Origin of the sequence: Flavobacterium palustre (assembly GCF_014639535.1) — a bacterium.
Taxonomy (GTDB): domain Bacteria; phylum Bacteroidota; class Bacteroidia; order Flavobacteriales; family Flavobacteriaceae; genus Flavobacterium; species Flavobacterium palustre.
Genome location: NZ_BMGA01000001.1, coordinates 1 through 19,204, shown reverse-complemented (window position 1 = coordinate 19,204; position 19,204 = coordinate 1). Strand labels below are relative to the sequence as shown.

General features: G+C 33.4%; 18 protein-coding genes. All 18 read left to right on the top strand.

Features of this window, described 5'->3' with window-relative positions; translation table 11 throughout:
* Positions 1 to 2 precede the first annotated feature (2 nt).
* The 18 genes from IEV84_RS00090 (at position 3) to IEV84_RS00005 (ending at position 18,950) form a co-directional block, all read left to right on the top strand.
* Entirely contained in the window at positions 3 to 818 is an 816-nt protein-coding gene (locus IEV84_RS00090; protein ID WP_188491266.1) for a glycosyltransferase, read from the top strand.
* A gap of 7 nt (positions 819 to 825) precedes the next feature.
* A complete protein-coding gene (locus IEV84_RS00085; RefSeq protein ID WP_188491264.1) occupies positions 826 to 1,932 on the top strand; it encodes an EpsG family protein in 1,107 nt (368 codons plus the stop codon).
* A gap of 6 nt (positions 1,933 to 1,938) precedes the next feature.
* Positions 1,939 to 3,048, top strand: a complete 1,110-nt coding sequence (locus IEV84_RS00080) for a glycosyltransferase (protein ID WP_188491262.1) — start codon at positions 1,939 to 1,941, stop codon at positions 3,046 to 3,048.
* Positions 3,049 to 3,050: 2 nt separating this feature from the next.
* On the top strand, positions 3,051 to 3,641 hold the full coding sequence (locus tag IEV84_RS00075; protein WP_188491260.1) for a DapH/DapD/GlmU-related protein: 591 nt from the start codon (positions 3,051 to 3,053) through the stop codon (positions 3,639 to 3,641).
* Entirely contained in the window at positions 3,626 to 4,459 is an 834-nt protein-coding gene (locus IEV84_RS00070; protein WP_229732549.1) for a 2OG-Fe(II) oxygenase, read from the top strand. The genes IEV84_RS00075 and IEV84_RS00070 overlap by 16 nt, the downstream gene beginning before the upstream one ends.
* A 22-nt stretch (positions 4,460 to 4,481) precedes the next feature.
* The gene (locus IEV84_RS00065) at positions 4,482 to 5,300 is read left to right on the top strand and encodes a glycosyltransferase family 2 protein (RefSeq protein ID WP_188491258.1); all 819 of its coding nucleotides are present in this window, start codon (positions 4,482 to 4,484) and stop codon (positions 5,298 to 5,300) included.
* On the top strand, positions 5,301 to 6,194 hold the full coding sequence (locus IEV84_RS00060; RefSeq protein WP_188491256.1) for an NAD-dependent epimerase/dehydratase family protein: 894 nt from the start codon (positions 5,301 to 5,303) through the stop codon (positions 6,192 to 6,194).
* 19 nt (positions 6,195 to 6,213) lie between these two features.
* Entirely contained in the window at positions 6,214 to 7,329 is a 1,116-nt protein-coding gene (gene gmd / locus IEV84_RS00055; protein ID WP_188491254.1) for a GDP-mannose 4,6-dehydratase, read from the top strand.
* Between the two features lie 392 nt (positions 7,330 to 7,721).
* Positions 7,722 to 8,654, top strand: coding sequence for a GDP-L-fucose synthase family protein (locus IEV84_RS00050; protein ID WP_188491252.1), 933 nt, complete (start codon positions 7,722 to 7,724; stop codon positions 8,652 to 8,654).
* 14 nt (positions 8,655 to 8,668) lie between these two features.
* A complete protein-coding gene (locus IEV84_RS00045) occupies positions 8,669 to 9,643 on the top strand; it encodes an MraY family glycosyltransferase (protein ID WP_188491250.1) in 975 nt (324 codons plus the stop codon).
* A 388-nt stretch (positions 9,644 to 10,031) separates the two neighbouring features.
* Positions 10,032 to 10,325 carry a GIY-YIG nuclease family protein gene (locus IEV84_RS00040; protein WP_188491248.1) on the top strand — a complete coding sequence of 98 codons (294 nt, stop codon included), beginning with the start codon at positions 10,032 to 10,034 and terminating at the stop codon, positions 10,323 to 10,325.
* A gap of 668 nt (positions 10,326 to 10,993) precedes the next feature.
* On the top strand, positions 10,994 to 11,419 hold the full coding sequence (locus IEV84_RS00035) for a cupin domain-containing protein (RefSeq protein WP_188491246.1): 426 nt from the start codon (positions 10,994 to 10,996) through the stop codon (positions 11,417 to 11,419).
* Complete coding sequence (locus IEV84_RS00030) at positions 11,412 to 12,551, top strand: DegT/DnrJ/EryC1/StrS family aminotransferase (protein WP_188491244.1); 1,140 nt, start codon at positions 11,412 to 11,414, stop codon at positions 12,549 to 12,551. Before IEV84_RS00035 ends, IEV84_RS00030 begins: the two co-directional genes overlap by 8 nt.
* Positions 12,552 to 13,248: 697 nt before the next feature.
* Positions 13,249 to 13,797, top strand: coding sequence for a dTDP-4-dehydrorhamnose 3,5-epimerase (gene rfbC / locus IEV84_RS00025; RefSeq protein WP_188491242.1), 549 nt, complete (start codon positions 13,249 to 13,251; stop codon positions 13,795 to 13,797).
* Between the two features lie 204 nt (positions 13,798 to 14,001).
* The gene (locus IEV84_RS00020) at positions 14,002 to 14,760 is read left to right on the top strand and encodes a hypothetical protein (RefSeq protein ID WP_188491240.1); all 759 of its coding nucleotides are present in this window, start codon (positions 14,002 to 14,004) and stop codon (positions 14,758 to 14,760) included.
* Positions 14,761 to 14,926: 166 nt separating this feature from the next.
* Positions 14,927 to 15,793: a dTDP-4-dehydrorhamnose reductase gene (rfbD, locus tag IEV84_RS00015; RefSeq protein ID WP_188491238.1), complete on the top strand. Its 867-nt coding sequence runs from the start codon at positions 14,927 to 14,929 to the stop codon at positions 15,791 to 15,793.
* Between the two features lie 140 nt (positions 15,794 to 15,933).
* The gene (gene rfbA / locus IEV84_RS00010) at positions 15,934 to 16,806 is read left to right on the top strand and encodes a glucose-1-phosphate thymidylyltransferase RfbA (protein WP_188491236.1); all 873 of its coding nucleotides are present in this window, start codon (positions 15,934 to 15,936) and stop codon (positions 16,804 to 16,806) included.
* Positions 16,807 to 16,982: 176 nt separating this feature from the next.
* Entirely contained in the window at positions 16,983 to 18,950 is a 1,968-nt protein-coding gene (locus IEV84_RS00005; protein WP_373282882.1) for a polysaccharide biosynthesis protein, read from the top strand.
* The last annotated feature ends 254 nt before the right edge of the window (positions 18,951 to 19,204 follow it).

Here is a 19,204-nt window from a genome sequence, read left to right as displayed (position 1 = left end):
TTATGAAAATTTCAGCGGTAATCATATCATTTAATCCAAATTGCAACTTACTATTTCAGAATATTAGTTCTTATAAAAATAGTGTAGATGAAATAATAGTAGTTGATAATTCAACTGATTGTGCTAAAAAAAAAGAAATTAAAACTTTATGTAATGATAACGAGTTTGTTTATCATGATATGAACGGCAATAAGGGTATTGCAGCTGCACTGAATATCGGATTTGAATATACTCAGAAAAACAAAAGCGAATGGGTACTAACCATGGATCAGGATAGCTGTTTTTTAACAGATTTTACAGGATATAGAAATTATATAAATTCTAATGATTGTACTAACCTTATTGCTTTAATACCGGCTTATGCTTATTATAATGATACAAACACTGAAAATAAAATATTATCTGATCCCATTATAGCTCCACAATCTGGAAATTTGGTAAAATTATCAAATTATATTAAGCTTGGGCCCTATAATGAAGATTACTTTATTGATTTTGTAGATTATGAATATTGTCTTCGTGCAAGATTAAAAGATATGGGAATTAAGGCCATTAGCAGTGTAATATTAAATCATGAACCTGGTGTTCAAAATTCAATATCTATTTTGGGATTTAATTATAAGTATTTCGAAGCCTCACCAATTAGATATTATTATGTAGTTAGAAATGGCTTGAAAACGGCATTAAATTATAAAAATGCTCAATCACTATTGATAGTACTTAAAACGATAGCAAGGGTTTTCTGTATTGAAAAACAAAAAACAGAAAAAATTAAATTTATTTTTAAAGGAGGCTTTGATTTTCTAAAATCTATTTAAAAAAGTAATGGAAATCTATATATGTACAATTGTACTTATTTCTTTATTTGCTCTTGTTGAACTTCGTTGTAAATTAACAAATGTTGAATATAAATTTATGTATTCAATTTTATATGTTCTTATAGTTCTGCAAATTGGATTAAGATGGGAAACAGGTACAGATTGGATGTCGTACTATAATAATTTTCAAGATACGGTAGATATTGATATAGTTTTAGTAAATAGTGTTATAGGATTTGAAATAGGGTATGGTTTTTTTACCTTTTTAATTCGTAGTTTAACAAATAACTATACAATTTTTTTGCTTTTTCATGCGATTATTTATTATTATTTAATATTCCAAGCAAATAAAAAATTAAGTCCATTCCCATTTTTGTCTTTACTTTTATTTTATGTTACAAATATTGGTGTTTTGGGATCAAATAGACAATTACTTGCTTTGGCAATCTGTTTGTATTCTTTAAAATTTGCAATTGAAAGAAAAGCAGTCAAATTTTTTATTCTAGTTTTTATTGCATTTTTATTTCATACAACAGCAATCATTTTTATTGTATATTATTTTTTATATAGAGATCTTAAAAAATATCAAATTATTTCAGTTTTATTGTTAGCATTTATAATTGGAAAAACATCTTTACCCAATGTGCTTTTTTCAGGCGTTGGTAATTTCTTGGGAGGTGCATCACTCTCAAAAGTGGATGTTTATTCAGAAATTGGAACTGGCGGTGATAGTTTAACTTTAGTTGGTTTAATTAGAAGATTACTTTATTTTATACTTTTTTTTGTAAATTATGATGCTATAGTATCTAAGTTTAAAGAGTATAAAATATTATTTAATGGATTTCTATTTGGTTTATGTTTTTACTTTTTGTTTTCAAGTTCTTTAACAATATTAGTGAATAGAGGAAGTTTGTATTTTAATGTTATGGAAGTGTTTTTGATTGCTAGCCAATTGCTTTTATTTACTGTAAAAGCTGATCGGAAATATATTGTGCTAATAGTGTTTGCCTATTCGATTTATTTATTTTTTCAATCAATATCCGTTTATTCTGATTTATTTTTACCCTACAAGGGAATTTTTATTAACACGGAATATAAAAGAAATCTATATTAAAAATATATGAAAAAAACATTGGTTGTTTCTGCTGTGAATTTTTTTGAAGGCGGACCACTTTCGATATTAAATGATTGTTTAAGTTATCTTAATGATGATAAAGATAAAGAGTATAATATTTTAGCCCTAATCCATAAAAAAAATATTATAGATATTTCTAAATATCCTAATGTTGAATTTATTGAATTTCCGAAATCCAGAAAATCGTACTTTTATAGAATATATTATGAATATTACTATTTTAAAAAGATTGCCATAAATAAGAACGTTGATTTTTGGCTCTCTCTTCATGATATGACCCCGAATGTTGGTAATGTTCCACAAGCTGTTTATTGTCATAACCCTTCACCTTTTAATTCGGTAAATTTTTCAGATCTTTTAATTCAACCCACACAGTTTTTTTTTAGTCTATTCTATAAATATCTATATAAAATAAATATAAGAAGAAACAAATATATCATTGTACAGCAATTATGGATGAAAATAAAATTTGCAGAAATATTTGACCTCAAAAAAGATTCTATAATTATAGCCAAACCTCAAGTACCAATTGTTCCAGAAAAATATTTGAAAAATTTAAAGAAAACTGAGATTACAACTTTTTTTTTCCCCACTTTTCCTAGACCTTTTAAAAATATTGAGATTATTTGTGATGCCGTTAAAATTCTTAATAAAAAAGGCATTTATAATTTTGAAGTTAAAATTACAGTTAACGGAACAGAAAATAAATATGCAGCAAATGTGGTGAAAAAATATAAGGAAATTTCTAATGTAAAATTTATTGGTTTGATTTCAAGAGAGAAAGTTTACGAATTTTATAGTTTAGTAGATTGTTTAATATTTCCTTCTAAACTAGAGACATGGGGGCTGCCAATCTCTGAATTTAAACAATTTAATAAACCAATTATAGCATCAGATTTGCCTTATGCAAAAGAAACCGTAAGTAAATTTGATAGTGTTAATTTCTTCAATCCAGAAGATGCAGAAGAATTATCAAAATTAATGTTTAATGTTATTAATGATAAGTGTAAATTCGATCAAACAAAATTAATAAATTATGAAGCTCCTTATGTTGAGAAATGGGATGAGTTATTTGAAGTTATTTTAAAGGATTAAATATGTTAAATAGATACGGCTTTTTAGGATCAATAAGACTTGTTGTTTCTCTAATCTATACAAAAATATTTTTTTATAAAGCTAGATTAATAAGATTGCCTTTTGATATTCGAAATAGAAGATTTATTAAAATAGGTAGAAGGTTTACTGCAGGTTTTGGCTGTAGAATTGAAGCTTTTCCACTTGATAAAAATGATGAATATTGTATAACCATAGGAGATAATGTACAGATTAATGATTATGTACATATTGGTGCTGTTGGTAATATAACAATTGGTAATAATGTTTTGATGGCAAGTAAAATTTATATATCAGACCATAATCACGGGAATTATGATGATCTAATAAGCGATCATCCAATGAGCATTCCAGAAGAAAGAAAGGCTATATGTAAACCTGTAGTGATTGGTGATAATGTTTGGCTTGGAGAATCAGTATGTATTTTACCAGGAATAACCATTGGTGAAGGATGTATAGTTGGAGCTTTATCGGTAGTTACTAAATCGATACCTCCATATTCAATTGCAGCTGGGAATCCTGCTAAGGTTGTTAAAAAATATGATTTTGAAATCAATAAATGGATAAAAGTTTAAATATGAAATTAAATAGAAAGTATTTGGCAGACTTAATTTTGGATAAATTAATTGCTAATAAGGAAGAATTGAGAAAAGAATTTAACCAGGTAGGACGAATCAACTCATGCGTAATTGATGATTTGTTACCTGAAGAAGTGGCAAAAGAAATTTATGAAGCATATCCATCACCTGAAGAGATGGCTTTACATAAATCATTGCGTGAGAATAAAAGAATTGCTGCTCAAATGGATTTGTATAATCCAATTTTAGAAGAAGCTGTATATGCTTTTCAAGATGATAGAATTGTCAAAGTAGTTGAGGAAATAACAGGTTTAAAGGAAATGATACCTGATGAACATTTGTATGCTGGAGGAATAAGTTTGATGTCGACAGGTAACTTTTTAAATCCACACTTAGATAATTCACATGACAATGGTAGAGAAAATTATAGAGTTCTTAATTTATTGTATTATGTCACCCCGGACTGGGATATCAATAACGGAGGTAATTTGGAACTTTGGGATAACGGAATGAATAAGTCTCAAAGAGTTATTCATTCTAAGTTTAATCGTTTAGCACTTATGATTACGAATAAAACATCAATACACTCTGTTAGTAAAGTAACAGCAATAGGTAAAAGATGTTGTGTTTCAAATTACTACTTTTCAAAGAAACCAGCTGAAGCAACAGAATATTTTCATGTTACTTCATTTTATGGTAGACCAGAAGAAGGTGTGAAAAATATTTTTTTAAGAGCGGATGCTTTTTTAAGACAAGCTGTTAGAAAAATTACAGGTAAAAGAATAGTAGAAACTAAACATATTTATAAAAAGTAATTTTAATATTAATTTAGTTCTTATGGTTGTCAGTGCATCAATTGTTTTGTATAATACAAGTTTTGAGGAATTATTAAAAACAGTTGAGAGTATTTTTTATGGTGGGATAGATTTACAACTTTTTTTAATTGATAATTCCCCAATTGAAGATATAAATATATCTGATTTGGTTACAGATTCTAGAATTAAGTATTTTCATAATCCTTCTAATCCAGGTTTTGGCGCAGCTCATAATATTGCAATTAAAAAAGCAATTGAAATTGGTTCAGAATATCATTTTATAATTAATCCGGATATTTATTTTGAGGGTGATGTGATTACACCTATGGTTGAGTATATGAAGAATGATGTTGCAATTGGAATGTTGATGCCTCAGGTTTTAAATGTTGATGGAAGTGTTCAGCATTTGCCTAAATTGTTGCCAAGTCCGCTAAGTATAGTGAAAAGAAAAATAAAAAAACCAACTGGCATTTATCAAAAATTTATTAATGAATATGAGTTACGTCAGATTCCTAAAGATCAAATATATAATGCACCTGTACTTTCTGGTTGTTTTACCTTGTTAAACCTTGATGCGATCAAACAAGTAGGGATGTATGATGATGCTTTTTTTATGTATTTTGAGGATTGGGACTTATCCCGAAGAATGCATCAAAAATATAAAACCATTTATTATCCAAAAGTTTCAGTGGTACATGAATATGAATCGGGAGCTAATAAAAGCAGTAAGCTGTTTAAGATTTTTATAAACTCTGCAATTACCTATTTTAATAAGTGGGGGTGGTTTTTTGATAAGGAAAGAGTTGAGATAAATAAAAGAGCTTTAGCTCAGTTTAAGTAAATGAAAGTAACCATTACAGGGGCGTCAGGATTTGTTGGTCAGAATCTTCAGGATTATTTAAAAGTGACTTATGAAATAGATACTCTAAGTGTTCGATTTCTGGAAGATCAGACTATTAAACTTGAAACAGATGCCATAATTCACCTTGCAGGTAAAGCTCATGATTTGAGGAAGGTGTCCAATCCACAAGATTATTATGAAGCCAATTTTGAATTAACCAAACAATTATTTGATGCTTTTTTAGATTCTGAATCAAGTGTTTTTATTTTTATGAGCACAGTGAAAGCAGTTGCAGATAAAGTGGATGGAATTTTAACAGAAGGAATTGTTCCAAATCCTAAAACACATTACGGAATCGCTAAACTACAGGCAGAACAATATATTTTATCTAAGAAATTACCAACTGGTAAAAGAGTGTATATATTTAGACCCTGTATGATTCATGGTCCTGGAAATAAAGGAAATCTGAATTTATTGTACCAATTGGTGGTTAAAGGCATACCCTGGCCACTGGGCGCTTTTGAAAATCAACGTTCTTTTTTGAGTATTGAAAATTTATGTTTTGTGATTAAAGAGTTGTTGCGAAATGAAACGATACCTTCAGGCATTTACAATGTGGCAGATGATGAATCATTATCAACCAATGAATTGATAGAATTATTAGGAACGAGTTTAGGAAAGAAAAATAGGATATTAAATTTGTCACCAAAGAGGATTAACTTACTGGCTAGATTGGGAGATTTTTTCCATTTACCTTTGAATTCAGAACGTTTGCAAAAGCTAACTGAAAATTATGTGGTCAGTAATGAGAAAATAGCTACTGCTTTAGGGAAATCACTTCCTGTAAATGCAAAAGATGGATTATTGAAGACTTTCAAGTCATTTAGAAAATAAAGATATAAAGAAATAAAAAATGAAAGTAGCCCTTATCACAGGAATTACAGGTCAGGATGGTTCGTATCTGGCCGAATTATTATTAGAAAAAGGATATATGGTGCATGGAGTGAAGAGAAGAGCTTCTTCTTTTAATACTCAAAGAATCGATCACCTATACCAGGATTTGCATCAGGACCATGTGAATTTTAGATTGCATTATGGTGATTTAACTGATTCTACTAATATCATTCGAATTATTCAGGAAGTACAACCTGATGAGATTTATAATTTAGGAGCCATGAGTCATGTTAAGGTGTCTTTTGATTCTCCGGAATATGTGGCTAATGTGGATGGTATTGGTACTTTAAGAATTTTAGAAGCGGTACGTATTTTAGGTTTGGAAAAGAAATGCCGTATTTATCAGGCTTCGACTTCTGAATTGTATGGTGGTTTAGCAGAGAATAAAAACGAAAAAGGGTTGTATGATGAAAACTCACCATTTTATCCGCGTTCCCCTTATGGAGTAGCTAAAATTTATGGTTTCTGGATTACGAAAAATTACCGTGAAGCCTATAATATGTATGCCTGTAATGGAATCTTGTTTAATCACGAATCACCTCGCCGAGGTGAAACTTTCGTAACCCGCAAAATTACGATGGCAACTGCTGCTATAGCTTTAGGTGAACAAAATTGCCTATATTTAGGGAATCTGGATGCACAACGTGATTGGGGACATGCCAAAGATTATGTAGAGGCGATGTGGCGTATTTTACAACAGGATGTTGCAGAAGATTATGTTATTGCGATGGGAGAAACGACCTATGTGCGTGATTTTGTCAGAATGTCTTTTGCGGAAGTGGGAATCGAAATTGAATTCAGAGGAGAAGGGGTAAACGAAAAAGGCTATGTAGCTTCTTGTGCTAACCCTGCTTATCAGTTGGAAATAGGGAAGCAGGTGATTGCCGTTGACCCGCAATATTTCCGTCCGACTGAAGTGGATTTGTTGATTGGAGATCCAACGAAATCGAAAACCAAATTAGGATGGGTTCCTCAATATGATTTAAAAGGATTGGTGGAAGAAATGATGGCTTCTGATTTGGAGTATGTTCAAAGAGAAAAGATATTAAAGGAAGTGAGATTGGGTGTTAAGTAGTAATTTTAGTGCTTGAATCTCGACTAGGCTACCAATGAATAAGTAAAAAAATGTACTTTAAAATTTAGTAATAACATTATATCAAATTTAATTCTTCTTTTGTCTTGATACAAAAGAAGCAAAAAATCAAGGCTAGAATCCTCGTCGGTCAAATTAGTTTTTGAATCCTAAAAGAAAAAAACTCGCTCCGTTTCACTATGCTCAAACAGTTTTTCTTTTTTCGGATTCTTCAAACATTTGACACTCGACTGCGGATTCGAAGGCCGGAAATTAGTGCTATTTTGAAATAACTATTTTAAAACGTCATTTCACATTGTTCTTAGCTTACCAAATTAATTCTCGATTTGAAGAACAATGCATAAATATACTTTGAAATATTTGTATTATAAAAAATGGATAAACAAGACAAAATATATATTGCAGGTCACCGCGGAATGGTGGGTTCTGCTATTTTAAGAGCTTTAGAAGCACAAGGATATAGTAACTTTTTGTTACGAACTTCATCTGAGCTGGATTTAAGAAATCAAGAAGCAGTGGCTGATTTTTTTGCAGAGGAAAAACCCGATTATGTTTTTTTGGCAGCAGCCAAAGTTGGAGGGATTGTAGCCAATAATACTTTTAGGGGGGATTTTATCTATGAGAATTTGATGATTCAGAATAATGTAATCCATCAGGCTTATGTAAATAAGGTAAAAAAACTAATGTTTTTAGGCTCTTCCTGCATTTATCCCAAAATGGCACCACAACCTTTAAAAGAAGATTATTTGTTAACGGGACTTTTAGAGCCGACAAACGAACCTTATGCTATTGCTAAAATTGCAGGGATAAAGATGTGTGATGGCTATCGCTCACAGTATGGCTGTAACTTCATTTCGGTAATGCCTACCAATTTATACGGTCCTAATGATAATTACGATTTGAAAAATTCCCATGTTTTGCCGGCGATGCTGCGTAAGTTCATTACAGCTAAGCGCAATGGCGAGGCTTCTGTGACTATATGGGGAACAGGAACTCCTAAAAGAGAATTTCTACATGCGGATGATTTAGCGGCTGCCTGTTTGTATTTAATGGAAAATTATGATGAAGAAGGATTGGTCAATATTGGAGTTGGTGAAGATATTTCCATTTTAGATTTGGCTATTTTGGTGAAAAAAATAGTTGGTTTTGAAGGGGAAATTCTGACGGATACTTCTAAACCAGATGGTACACCTCGTAAATTGATGGATGTTTCTAAATTAAGCAGTCTGGGCTGGAAAGCAAAAACTTCTTTGGAAGAAGGTATTCAGAAAGTTTATGATGAAATTAAAGATACTAATTGGGAGTAAACTCGGGATAAATAATGGAATACACATTACTGGGAATTGTTTTAATGATTTTGATGCTGCTTTATTTTAAAGTAGCAGATCGTTTTAATATTATTGACAAACCCAATCAGAGAAGTTCACATACTGAAATAACCTTAAGAGGCGGCGGAATCATTTTTTGGTTTTCCGCCTTGCTTTATTTTGCACAACACATTCCAACTAATTATTTTTTCTTTACAGGAATTACATTAGTGAGTTTGGTCAGTTTTTGGGACGATATTAAAAGTTTATCCAATAAAATAAGAATCTCGATTCATTTTTTGGCAATCACTGTGCTGTTTTTAGATTTGGAATTGTTTCATTTAATCCCTATCTGGGGTGTAGTAATAGCCTATGTTTTTTCTATTGGTTTAATCAATGCTTATAATTTCATGGATGGCATTAATGGCATTACTGGTCTTTACACCTTGACGGTAATGGGCTCTTTGTTATATGTGAATAACAAAATTCAGCTTTTTACAGATGGAAGTTTTATAAAATATGCGATGTTGGCAAGTTTGGTATTTTTGTTTTTTAATTACAGAAAAAAAGCCAAATGTTTTGCCGGAGATGTGGGAAGTATTGCCATTGCTTTCTGGATAATTTATTTGGTTTTAAAACTGATTTTGAAAACCAATTCTTTAATCTGGCTTTTGTTTTTAGCAGTTTATGGTGCTGATGCGGTTTGTACCATTTTGCATCGCCTTTATCTAAAACAGAATATTTTTGAAGCGCATCGACTGCATTTGTATCAGGTTTTAAGTAATGAATATAAAATACAACACAGATTGGTTGCTTTGTATTATGCCTTAGTTCAGGCCGGAATTTCATTTTTGGTTATATCGCTTTATCAAAAAGTTGAAGACATAATTTTGTTTGCTATTGTTGTAATTCCTTTACTTTTAGTCTATAGTTTAAAATTTTATTTGTTAAAAAAGAGTGATTCTCAACTCGAACTGACGAGGAGATAAACTGAGGTTCCGTTTCCGTCACTTCGAGTAGCGAAGCGTATCGAGAAGTCTTGTTTGCAAAATGGTTCTCGGTTCTCGATACAATTTTTAAAGCGGATGATTTGAATTAATAATGAATATTGTTTCAGCTTTAAAAATCACTCGAACTGACGTTCCGTATTCGTCACTTCGAGTGAATTTTCAGAAAATGCGAATAGCTTTTCAGAATCCCGAAGTTTCGGGAGTATCGAGAAGTTTGGTTTCAGAATAGTTCTCGATACTTCGAACCCATTTTCTATCGCAAATGAGTTCTCAACTTGAACTGACGTTCCGTTTTCGTTACTTCGAATAGAGAAGTGTATCGAGAAGTTTTAGGAAGTATCGAAAGTACTTAAATAAAAGAAATGAGATGAAACAGTCTTTTGTTTATATTTTAAAATGTTCTGATGGGAGCTATTACACAGGTGTTACGAGTAATCTGTCGGCTAGGATGTTTAAACATAATTCAGGGTTTTACCCCGATTGTTTTACTTTTAACAGGAGACCGTTAGAATTAGTTTTTTATTGTGAGTTTACGGATATTAATTTAGCAATTGAAAAGGAAAAACAAATTAAAAAATGGTCTAGAGCTAAAAAAGAAGCATTAATTAATGATGATTTTGATGAGTTGGTTAATTTGGCAAAAAAGAGTTTTGGAAAGTAATAATTCTCGCTTAAGGGAATGTCACTTCGAGTAGCGAAGCGTATCGAGAAGTAGTTTTGTTTACTAAAAGGTTCTCGATACTTCGAACTCATTTTCTGTCGCAAATGAGTTCTCAACTCGAACTGACGTTCCGTATTCGTCACTTCGAGTGAATTTTCAGAAAATGCGAATAGTTTTTCAGAATCCCGAAGTTTCGGGAGTATCGAGAAGCTTTGTTTACTAAAAGGTTCTTTATACTTCGAACTCATTTTCTGTCGCAAATGAGTTCTCAACTCGAACTGACGTTCCGTTTTCGTCACTTCGAGTGAATTTTCCGAAAATGCAAATAGCTTTTTCGGAAAAATTAAAGCATACATAAAGCATACATAAAGCATACATAAAGCATACATAAAGCATACATAAAGCATACATAAAGCATACATAAAGCATATATGGTTCATTAATTTAAAATGTGAACACAAGACAAACAAAGATTTTCAATATTTGATGTTAAATCAGTATATCAGCAGTAATTTTTTAACGCAAAGCATATAAAAATAATTTGCGACCCGAGCGATAGCGAACAGGTAAAGCAATCTTTGGTAGTCATTTAGCCATACAGCTTGTAAAAAATAATTAGTGTCCCGATAGCTATTGGGACAGTTGACCCACAACTAGATAAAAAAAATATGAATCCGAAAATAATTCAGGGTGGCAATTTCTCAGATCATCGGGGAAGTATTTCTTATGTAAATGATTTTAGTTTTAAGGAAATCGAAAGATTTTACATTATTAGTAATTCCGATGAAAACCCTATTCGTGCCTGGCAGGGGCATAAACTGGACGCCAAGAATTTTTATTGTTTAAATGGGGCTTTCAAAATTCATTTTGTAAAAATTGATAACTGGGACAATCCTTCAAAAGATTTAGTAATAGAAACTGTTGAGATGTCGGAATCAGACAGCAAAATAGTTCATATTCCGGCGGGATATGCCAATGCAATAGAATCATTGGAATCTCATTCCAAATTACTGTCATTTTCAACTTTGCCATTGGCTGATGTAAGCGAAGACGATGTTCGTTATCCTTCGGATTATTGGGTGTTAAATGGATAATAAAAGGGTTTTTCTTTCGCTTTCTCAACAAAGTGGTTTTGAGCAGGAATACGTTCAAAAAGCTTTAGAGACTCATTGGATCACTTCGGGCGGACCCAATGTGGATGCCTTTGAGGATGAACTGGAAAAATATTTTGGAAGTGACAATTTTGTTACGGCGTTAAATTCGGGAACTTCTGCTATTCATTTGGCTTTAATATTATTAGGGATAAAATCCGGAGATGAGGTAATTTGCCAAAGTCTGACCTTTTCGGCTTCAGCCAATCCTATTTTGTATCAGGGGGCAACTCCAATTTTTATTGATAGTGAAGCCGATACCTGGAACATTTGTCCAAAAGCTTTAGAAGGAGCGATAGAAGATAGAATAGCCAAAGGTAAGAAGCCGAAAGCAATAATCGCTGTTCATTTGTATGGAATGCCTTATAAAGCAGATGAAATTCACACAATTGCTGACCGTTATGGAATTCCGGTTATTGAAGATGCTGCCGAAGCTTTGGGAAGTTCTTACAAAGGGCGAGCATGCGGGACTTTGGGCACTTTTGGGGTTTTGTCTTTTAATGGAAATAAAATTATTAGCACTTCCGCAGGCGGTGCTTTAATTTCCGATTCAAAATTATTAAAAGAAAGAGCCATTTTCTATGCCACTCAATCGAAAGAGGATGCGGTACATTACGAACATTGCCATATTGGTTATAATTACAGAATGAGCAATATTTGCGCCGGAATAGGTCTTGGTCAGTTAACCGTTTTGAATGAAAATGTTGGAAAAAGGAGAACGAATCATTTTTTTTACAAAAGCATTTTTGAAACGATTGAAGATGCAGTACTTTTGGAGGTTTCAAATGAAGCTGTTTTTTCAAATTATTGGTTGAGTACTATTTTAGTAAAACCTAATACTGAAAAAAAAAGAGATAGGGAAAGTTTAAGGCTGGCTTTTGAAACAGCAAACATTGAGAGCCGTCCGCTTTGGAAACCGATGCATTTGCAACCCATTTTTTCAGGTTATCCGTATTATGGAAATAAGGTTGCGGAAAGTTTGTTTGAAAGAGGATTGTGTCTGCCTTCGGGATCTCATCTTAGTGAGGATGATAAAAATAGAATTAAAGAAGTGATCATTAATTTCTTTGAATAATAATTGGAACCAATATGTTGTTGCGTCACTTCGAGTAGCGAAGCGTATCGAGAAGTTTTGTTTGCAAAATGGTTCTCGGTTCTCGATACAATTTTTAAAGCAGATGCTTTGATTTAATAATGAATATTGTTTTAGCTTTAAAAATTACTCGAACTGACGGTGTGGAGGATTGACGTTCTGTTACGTCACTTCGAGTAGCGAATTGTATCAAGAAGTCTTGTTTAAATCTGAGTTCTCGATACTTCGAAACCATTTTCTGTCGCAAATTGGTTTTCAACTCGAACTGACGTTCTGTTTTCGTCACTTCGAGTGAATTTTCAGAAAATGCGAATAGCTTTTCAGAATCCCGAAGTTTCGGGAGTATCGAGAAGTCTAGTGTACAAAATAGTTCTCGATACTTCGAACCCATTTTCTGTCGCAAATGAGTTCTCAACTCGAATTGACGGTGCGGTGAACTGACGTTCCGTTTTCGTCACTTCGAGTATTTTGGCTTGATAGTTTTTCTTTTGAGATTAGGATTTAAATAAGCCAAAATGTCCCGATAGCTATCGGGACGAGAAGCCTTGTGTAAAAAATAGCTTTCGATACTTCGAACCCATTTTCTGTCGCAAATTGGTTTTCAAGTCGAACTGACGGAGTGGTAAACTGACATTTTTGATAATTTCACCCAACGGAATAATAAGAATAAAATATTAATATGAAAATTGAAGAAACATTTATAAAAGATTTGGTGGTAGTCGAGCCAACTGTTTTTGGAGACGAAAGAGGTTATTTTTTTGAGTCCTATAGTAAAACTAAATTTGAAGATTTAGGAATTCATATCGATTTTGTTCAGGACAATCAGTCTTTTTCTAAAAAGGGGACATTAAGAGGATTGCATTACCAAAATCCGCCTTTTGCTCAAACCAAACTAGTTCGGGTGCTGGAAGGTGAAATTATTGATGTTGCAGTGGATTTACGAAAAGACTCTCCTACTTTCGGAAAATCGTTCAGTATTTTATTATCTGCCGAAAATAAAAAGCAATTACTGGTTCCTCAGGGATTTGCCCATGGTTTCTCAGTAATTAGTGAAACAGCTTCTGTTATGTACAAATGCGATCAGTTTTATAACAAAGCTTCTGAAGGCGGAATTAAATTTGACGATCCCTCATTACATATCGACTGGGGAATGGATTTGAAAGACGCTATTGTTTCTGAGAAAGACCAAATTCTGCCGTTTATTGCGGATTGTAATAGTCAGTTTTGAGTTATCGGTTGTCAGTTATCAGTTGGGAGTTGTCTATTCTCGGTCCCGATAGCTATCGGGATGGGTTGTGAATCCGTTTTTGGAAGACATCGTTTTTGCTTCAATTTGATAATAAGGTTCCAAAACGCATCAAAACGCATTAAAACGTATTGAAAATCTTGTTAAAAGTAAAAGATTTTATTTGTACTTTTGTCAGAAAAAGATATGGCAAAAGCATTTGGTCCTGTCCGACTTGTAGGTACACTTGACGATTTGAATTTTTATATGTCGGCTGATGGCAATATTGCCAGGGTGAAAGGAAAAACCGGCAATACGAAAAAAAGTTTTAGGGAGAATCCTATTTTTACTCCGGTAAAAGAGCACAGCAAAGATTTTGGGCGCTGTGCCAAAAAGGGAGCCGTTTTCAGACGTTTGGTTAAGCCTTTTTATGATTGTGCCAAAGACGGATCGATAGCCGGCAGAAGTCATCAGTTGTTGCATGCCATCATTAAAGAGGATACAGCACATGAACGCGGACAAAGGCAATTGCATATAGGATTACGGTCGGCAGCGGCTTTGGATTTTTTGGTTGGTTTTGAAGGGAATAAGGGAAGGCCGCTTGTTAAAGTTTTAAAAAGAAAGGTCGTTTTTAACTGGATTAGACGGGAAATTAATCTTAAAACAATTCACCCTTTGCGCCACCTAGATTGGCCTGATGAGGCTACCCATGTCCATCTTCAACTTGCCATCTCGAATTGGAATTGTGAAGCGGATACTTTTGAGACGTCTTACAGTAATGCTATCGTTTTGTCAAAGGAGGCAGGACTTACTAAGTTGGCTTTTGAACAGGAAGCTTTAGAAAATAAGGATTTGTGGCTTGCTTTTATCCATATTAGGTTTAGTAGCCGACTTTATAATAGTGTGAAGGTTTTGCCGAATAGGTGGAATACGACGACGCTTATCGGATGTAGGTGGGGAGAGTAGTAAGTTGAATTTCTTTTCTTACCCTATCCCTAAAGGGGAAAAGAAATTAAGACGTGATTACTTATTGAATACGTTAGAATTTTCGGCTTCCGCCGCGGCAGATTGCGGAAAACAAAAAAAATAGTAATTCGTTTCAATTCGGATTAATTCGTAAAATTAGAAATAAATGAAAAAAATACTAGTAACAGGAGCCAATGGTCAATTAGGTTCTGAGCTTAGAAAATTATCAGAACAGGAAAAACAATTCGAATGGGTTTTTACCGATTGGCAGGAATTGGATTTGTGTGATTTGGAAAATTTAGCGGCTTCAATTGCTATAATTAATCCTCAAATTATTATCAATTGTGCGGCGCATACTGCGGTGGATAAAGCCGAATCAGAAGTAGAATTATCGGATGTGTTGAACCATCAGGCAGTGGGAATTATGGCTCAATGGAGTCAGGCTCATAATTGTAAATTGATTCATGTATCAACGGATTATGTTTTTGATGGGAATTCGGCTGTTGCTTTGACTGAGGAAGCAGCAACCAATCCAATTAATGTATATGGTGTTACTAAATTAGCAGGTGAAAAGGCTTGTTTAGCAGCCAATCCGGAGGCAGTTATCATCAGGACTTCCTGGGTGTATTCCAGTTTTGGGAACAATTTTGTGAAAACCATGTCCCGATTGATGGAGGAAAGAGACAGTCTGAATGTAGTGAATGACCAGATAGGCAGTCCTACCTATGCAGCTGATTTGGCACAGGCTATTGTAACGATACTCAATCATCCGAATTGGCAGGCAGGAATCTATCATTTTTCGAATGAAGGTGAGATTAGCTGGTACGAATTTGCTTTGGCTATTCAGGAAATCGGTGGATTTGATTGTGCTGTTTCGGGTATTCCGAGTTCAGCCTATCCTACTCCGGCCAAGCGTCCGGCCTACTCTTTACTGGATAAAACAAAAATTAAACAGGTTTATGATGTAGCAGTACCAAATTATAAAGAAAGTTTACAAAAATGTATGGAGTTGTTGCGAATTAAAACGAATTAGAGCGAATTAGAGCGAATTTTAAAACGAATTTTATTAATGGACTCTGATAGCAAAATACTTTATAAAAATAAACAAATGTAATAATGTTGTGAGTTGTCGGTTTCTTTAACTGATAACTGATAACTGATAACTGAAAAAAAATGAAAGGAATTATATTAGCAGGTGGTTCAGGAACCAGATTACACCCTTTAACTCTGGCTGTAAGTAAGCAATTAATGCCGGTTTATGATAAGCCGATGATTTATTATCCATTGTCAACTTTGATGATGGCAGGGATTCATGAAATATTGATTATTTCTACTCCTCATGATTTACCTCATTTTCAAAAACTATTAGGCGATGGAAGCGCTATAGGTTGTCAATTCAGTTATGCTGAACAAGCTGTTCCCAATGGATTGGCTCAGGCCTTTGTTATTGGTGAAGAATTCATCGGAAAAGATAGTGTAGCACTGGTTTTGGGCGACAATATTTTCTTTGGAGCCCATATGCAGGAGTTGTTACAATCCAATAGGAATCCTGACGGAGGAGTCGTTTTTGCTTACCATGTTTCAGATCCGGAACGTTATGGAGTAGTGGAGTTTGATAATGAGCTAAAAGCAATCTCTATTGAAGAAAAACCATTGGAACCTAAATCCAATTATGCAGTTCCGGGATTGTATTTTTATGATAATTCGGTGGTGGAAATTGCGAAAAATATTAAGCCCAGCGCGCGTGGTGAATATGAAATTACCGATGTCAATAAAGCTTATTTGGAAAAAGGAGATTTAAAAGTAGGAATCCTTAGCAGAGGAACAGCCTGGCTGGATACGGGAACTTTTAACAGTCTGATGCAGGCCGGACAGTTTGTGCAGGTTCTTGAGGAACGTCAGGGATTAAAAGTGGGCTGTATTGAAGAAATTGCATGGAGACAGGGGTTTATCACAGATAAACAACTTAAAGCTATAGCTGAACCTTTGAAAAAATCAGGCTACGGTGAGTATTTACTGGGCTTGTTGAAACATAAGAGTTATTAGTCCCGGTAGCTATCGGAATAGGTTGTGTGTGGCGTTATATGATATGGATAATACAAAAGACCATAGATTTCAGATTTGTTTTAATTTGAAATTATAAAGAGTGGAATAATTTTTTTTTAACTTCATTATATCCTAATTTTGAAGTCGTAAAATTACAAACGTAAAAAGAGTATATTTTGAGTAAGTATATAAAGTCTGATTCTGAATCATTTACCTCAGGTTTTTTTTCTAAAGGAAATTTAAGGTTTAATATTCGTAATTTAAGTTATTTGCCCAGATGGATTATCTTTATGATAGATTTGTCAATTTTGATAGTTTCCTTCTTTTTTACGAAGGCGATTATCAATGGAGTAGGTTTGCACTTTGTTAATTTTCCCAACAAGGTACCTTATGTAAGTTTGCTTCTGGGATTTAATGTTTTTACATTTTGGATTTTTCGTACTTATGCCGGAATTATCAGGCATTCATCCTATGTGGATGCTATTAAGCTGTTATTCTCTCAAATTTCGGTTTTAGTTTTTTTTGTTTTTATCAATTTTGTTTTCCAATTTTTTTATGGATTTAAAATATACTTAAATACTGCGCTTTTCATTAATATGGTGCTGTCTTTTTGTGCCTTATTTTTGTATCGGGTTGTAGTCAAACAGGTTTTTGAACATTATTTTTCGGAAAGGAATGATGTTAAATTACCACGTACTTTAATTTACGGAACTGATGCCAATGCGCTTTCGGTTGCCAAGGCTCTAAAATTAGAAACTCCGAGCCGTTTTAAAATTGTAGGTTTTGTAGATAGAAACAGTCAGAATTCATCCAAGCGAATGATGGATTTGCCTATTTTAATTCAAAAGAAAAAATTACCTACCCTGATGCGTTCGGTAGGAGCGGAAAGTTTAATTATTGCCGATAAAAGTCTTTCTAAAGAAGAACGATTGGTTATAGTAGAGCAATGTTTGGAGTTCAATTACAAAGTATATATTGTTCCTTTAATTACCGATTGGGAAAATCAAAAAGAAATTTCTCAAAAAGTAAAAAGTATCCAAATTGAAGACTTGTTAGAGCGAAAACCTATTGTATTGGATGGAAAATCTATTTCAAAACAATTAAAAGATAAAACTATTTTAATCACGGGAGCTGCCGGTTCTATAGGTAGCGAAATAGTAAGACAGGTAATGCTTTACAAGCCCGAAAATATTATAGCGTTGGATCAGGCCGAAACCCCTTTGCATAATTTATCTTTAGAATTGGCTAATCTTGGTTTGCAGGACAAACTGATAACTACAGTGACAGATATAAGAAATAAAGATGCTGTGGATGCTGTTTTTAAAAAATTTCTGCCCGATGTAGTCTTTCATGCAGCAGCCTATAAACATGTACCTTTAATGGAAGAAAATCCTTCTCAGGCGATTTTAACCAATGTAGAAGGAACCAAAATTGTAGCCGATTTATCCTGTCAGTACAAAGTGAAGAATTTTGTAATGGTTTCTACCGATAAGGCGGTTAACCCGAGTAATGTTATGGGAGCAAGTAAGCGCATTGCCGAGAAATACGTACAATCGCTGCAGCTAAAATCGATTGCTGAGAAAAATTTTAAACACACTAAATTCATCACCACCCGATTTGGTAATGTATTAGGTTCTAATGGTTCTGTTGTGCCTTTGTTTACCAAACAAATTGCTGCCGGTGGTCCTATAACTATAACGCATCCGGATATTATCCGTTATTTTATGACCATTCCCGAAGCTTGCCAGTTAGTTCTGGAAGCCGGAGCAATGGGAAAAGGAGGTGAGATTTACATTTTTGATATGGGTAAACCGGTAAAGATTATCGATCTGGCTCGAAAAATGATCAAATTAGCCGGTTTTGTTCCCGATGAAGACATTAAAATCAAGATTGTAGGTTTGCGACCGGGAGAAAAATTATACGAGGAATTGCTGAACGATACCTCAAAAACAATCCCTACGCACCATCATAAAATTATGATTGCCGAAGAAGTTCAGGAAGAATTCGAAATATTGCACGATGAAATTGAAGAACTGATTACGATTGCTAATTTTCATAAAAAAGAAGCTATTGTAAGCAAAATGAAAAAAATAGTACCTGAATTCAAGAGTATGAACTCGGCCTATGAGGTCTTAGATAAATAAAATTTGCTCTCAAAGTTTGTGGTGTCTTTTTAAACCGTAAAGATTTGAAAGATTTCCGCAAAGTTCACTCAGGAATTTAAAATCAAACATTATAAAAATAATTTGTGTCCCGATAGCTATCGGGATTGTGGCTAAAAAAATTACCGTAATTTTTTTAAACCATTAAGAAATTTAGCTTATTAAGTTTTGCTTTTTTTTTACCGCAAAGATTTGAAAGATTACCGCAAAGATTTCTCATCTGTTTACTGATATGC

Excerpts from the sequence above, each read along its gene's own strand:
- IEV84_RS00090 (WP_188491266.1), top strand. The coding sequence starts at position 3 with ATGAAAATTTCAGCGGTAATCATATCATTTAATCCAAATTGCAACTTA.
- IEV84_RS00085 (WP_188491264.1), top strand. The coding sequence starts at position 826 with ATGGAAATCTATATATGTACAATTGTACTTATTTCTTTATTTGCTCTT.
- IEV84_RS00080 (WP_188491262.1), top strand. The coding sequence starts at position 1,939 with ATGAAAAAAACATTGGTTGTTTCTGCTGTGAATTTTTTTGAAGGCGGA.
- IEV84_RS00075 (WP_188491260.1), top strand. The coding sequence starts at position 3,051 with ATGTTAAATAGATACGGCTTTTTAGGATCAATAAGACTTGTTGTTTCT.
- IEV84_RS00070 (WP_229732549.1), top strand. The coding sequence starts at position 3,626 with ATGGATAAAAGTTTAAATATGAAATTAAATAGAAAGTATTTGGCAGAC.
- IEV84_RS00065 (WP_188491258.1), top strand. The coding sequence starts at position 4,482 with ATGGTTGTCAGTGCATCAATTGTTTTGTATAATACAAGTTTTGAGGAA.
- IEV84_RS00060 (WP_188491256.1), top strand. The coding sequence starts at position 5,301 with ATGAAAGTAACCATTACAGGGGCGTCAGGATTTGTTGGTCAGAATCTT.
- gmd (WP_188491254.1), top strand. The coding sequence starts at position 6,214 with ATGAAAGTAGCCCTTATCACAGGAATTACAGGTCAGGATGGTTCGTAT.
- IEV84_RS00050 (WP_188491252.1), top strand. The coding sequence starts at position 7,722 with ATGGATAAACAAGACAAAATATATATTGCAGGTCACCGCGGAATGGTG.
- IEV84_RS00045 (WP_188491250.1), top strand. The coding sequence starts at position 8,669 with ATGGAATACACATTACTGGGAATTGTTTTAATGATTTTGATGCTGCTT.
- IEV84_RS00040 (WP_188491248.1), top strand. The coding sequence starts at position 10,032 with ATGAAACAGTCTTTTGTTTATATTTTAAAATGTTCTGATGGGAGCTAT.
- IEV84_RS00035 (WP_188491246.1), top strand. The coding sequence starts at position 10,994 with ATGAATCCGAAAATAATTCAGGGTGGCAATTTCTCAGATCATCGGGGA.
- IEV84_RS00030 (WP_188491244.1), top strand. The coding sequence starts at position 11,412 with ATGGATAATAAAAGGGTTTTTCTTTCGCTTTCTCAACAAAGTGGTTTT.
- rfbC (WP_188491242.1), top strand. The coding sequence starts at position 13,249 with ATGAAAATTGAAGAAACATTTATAAAAGATTTGGTGGTAGTCGAGCCA.
- IEV84_RS00020 (WP_188491240.1), top strand. The coding sequence starts at position 14,002 with ATGGCAAAAGCATTTGGTCCTGTCCGACTTGTAGGTACACTTGACGAT.
- rfbD (WP_188491238.1), top strand. The coding sequence starts at position 14,927 with ATGAAAAAAATACTAGTAACAGGAGCCAATGGTCAATTAGGTTCTGAG.
- rfbA (WP_188491236.1), top strand. The coding sequence starts at position 15,934 with ATGAAAGGAATTATATTAGCAGGTGGTTCAGGAACCAGATTACACCCT.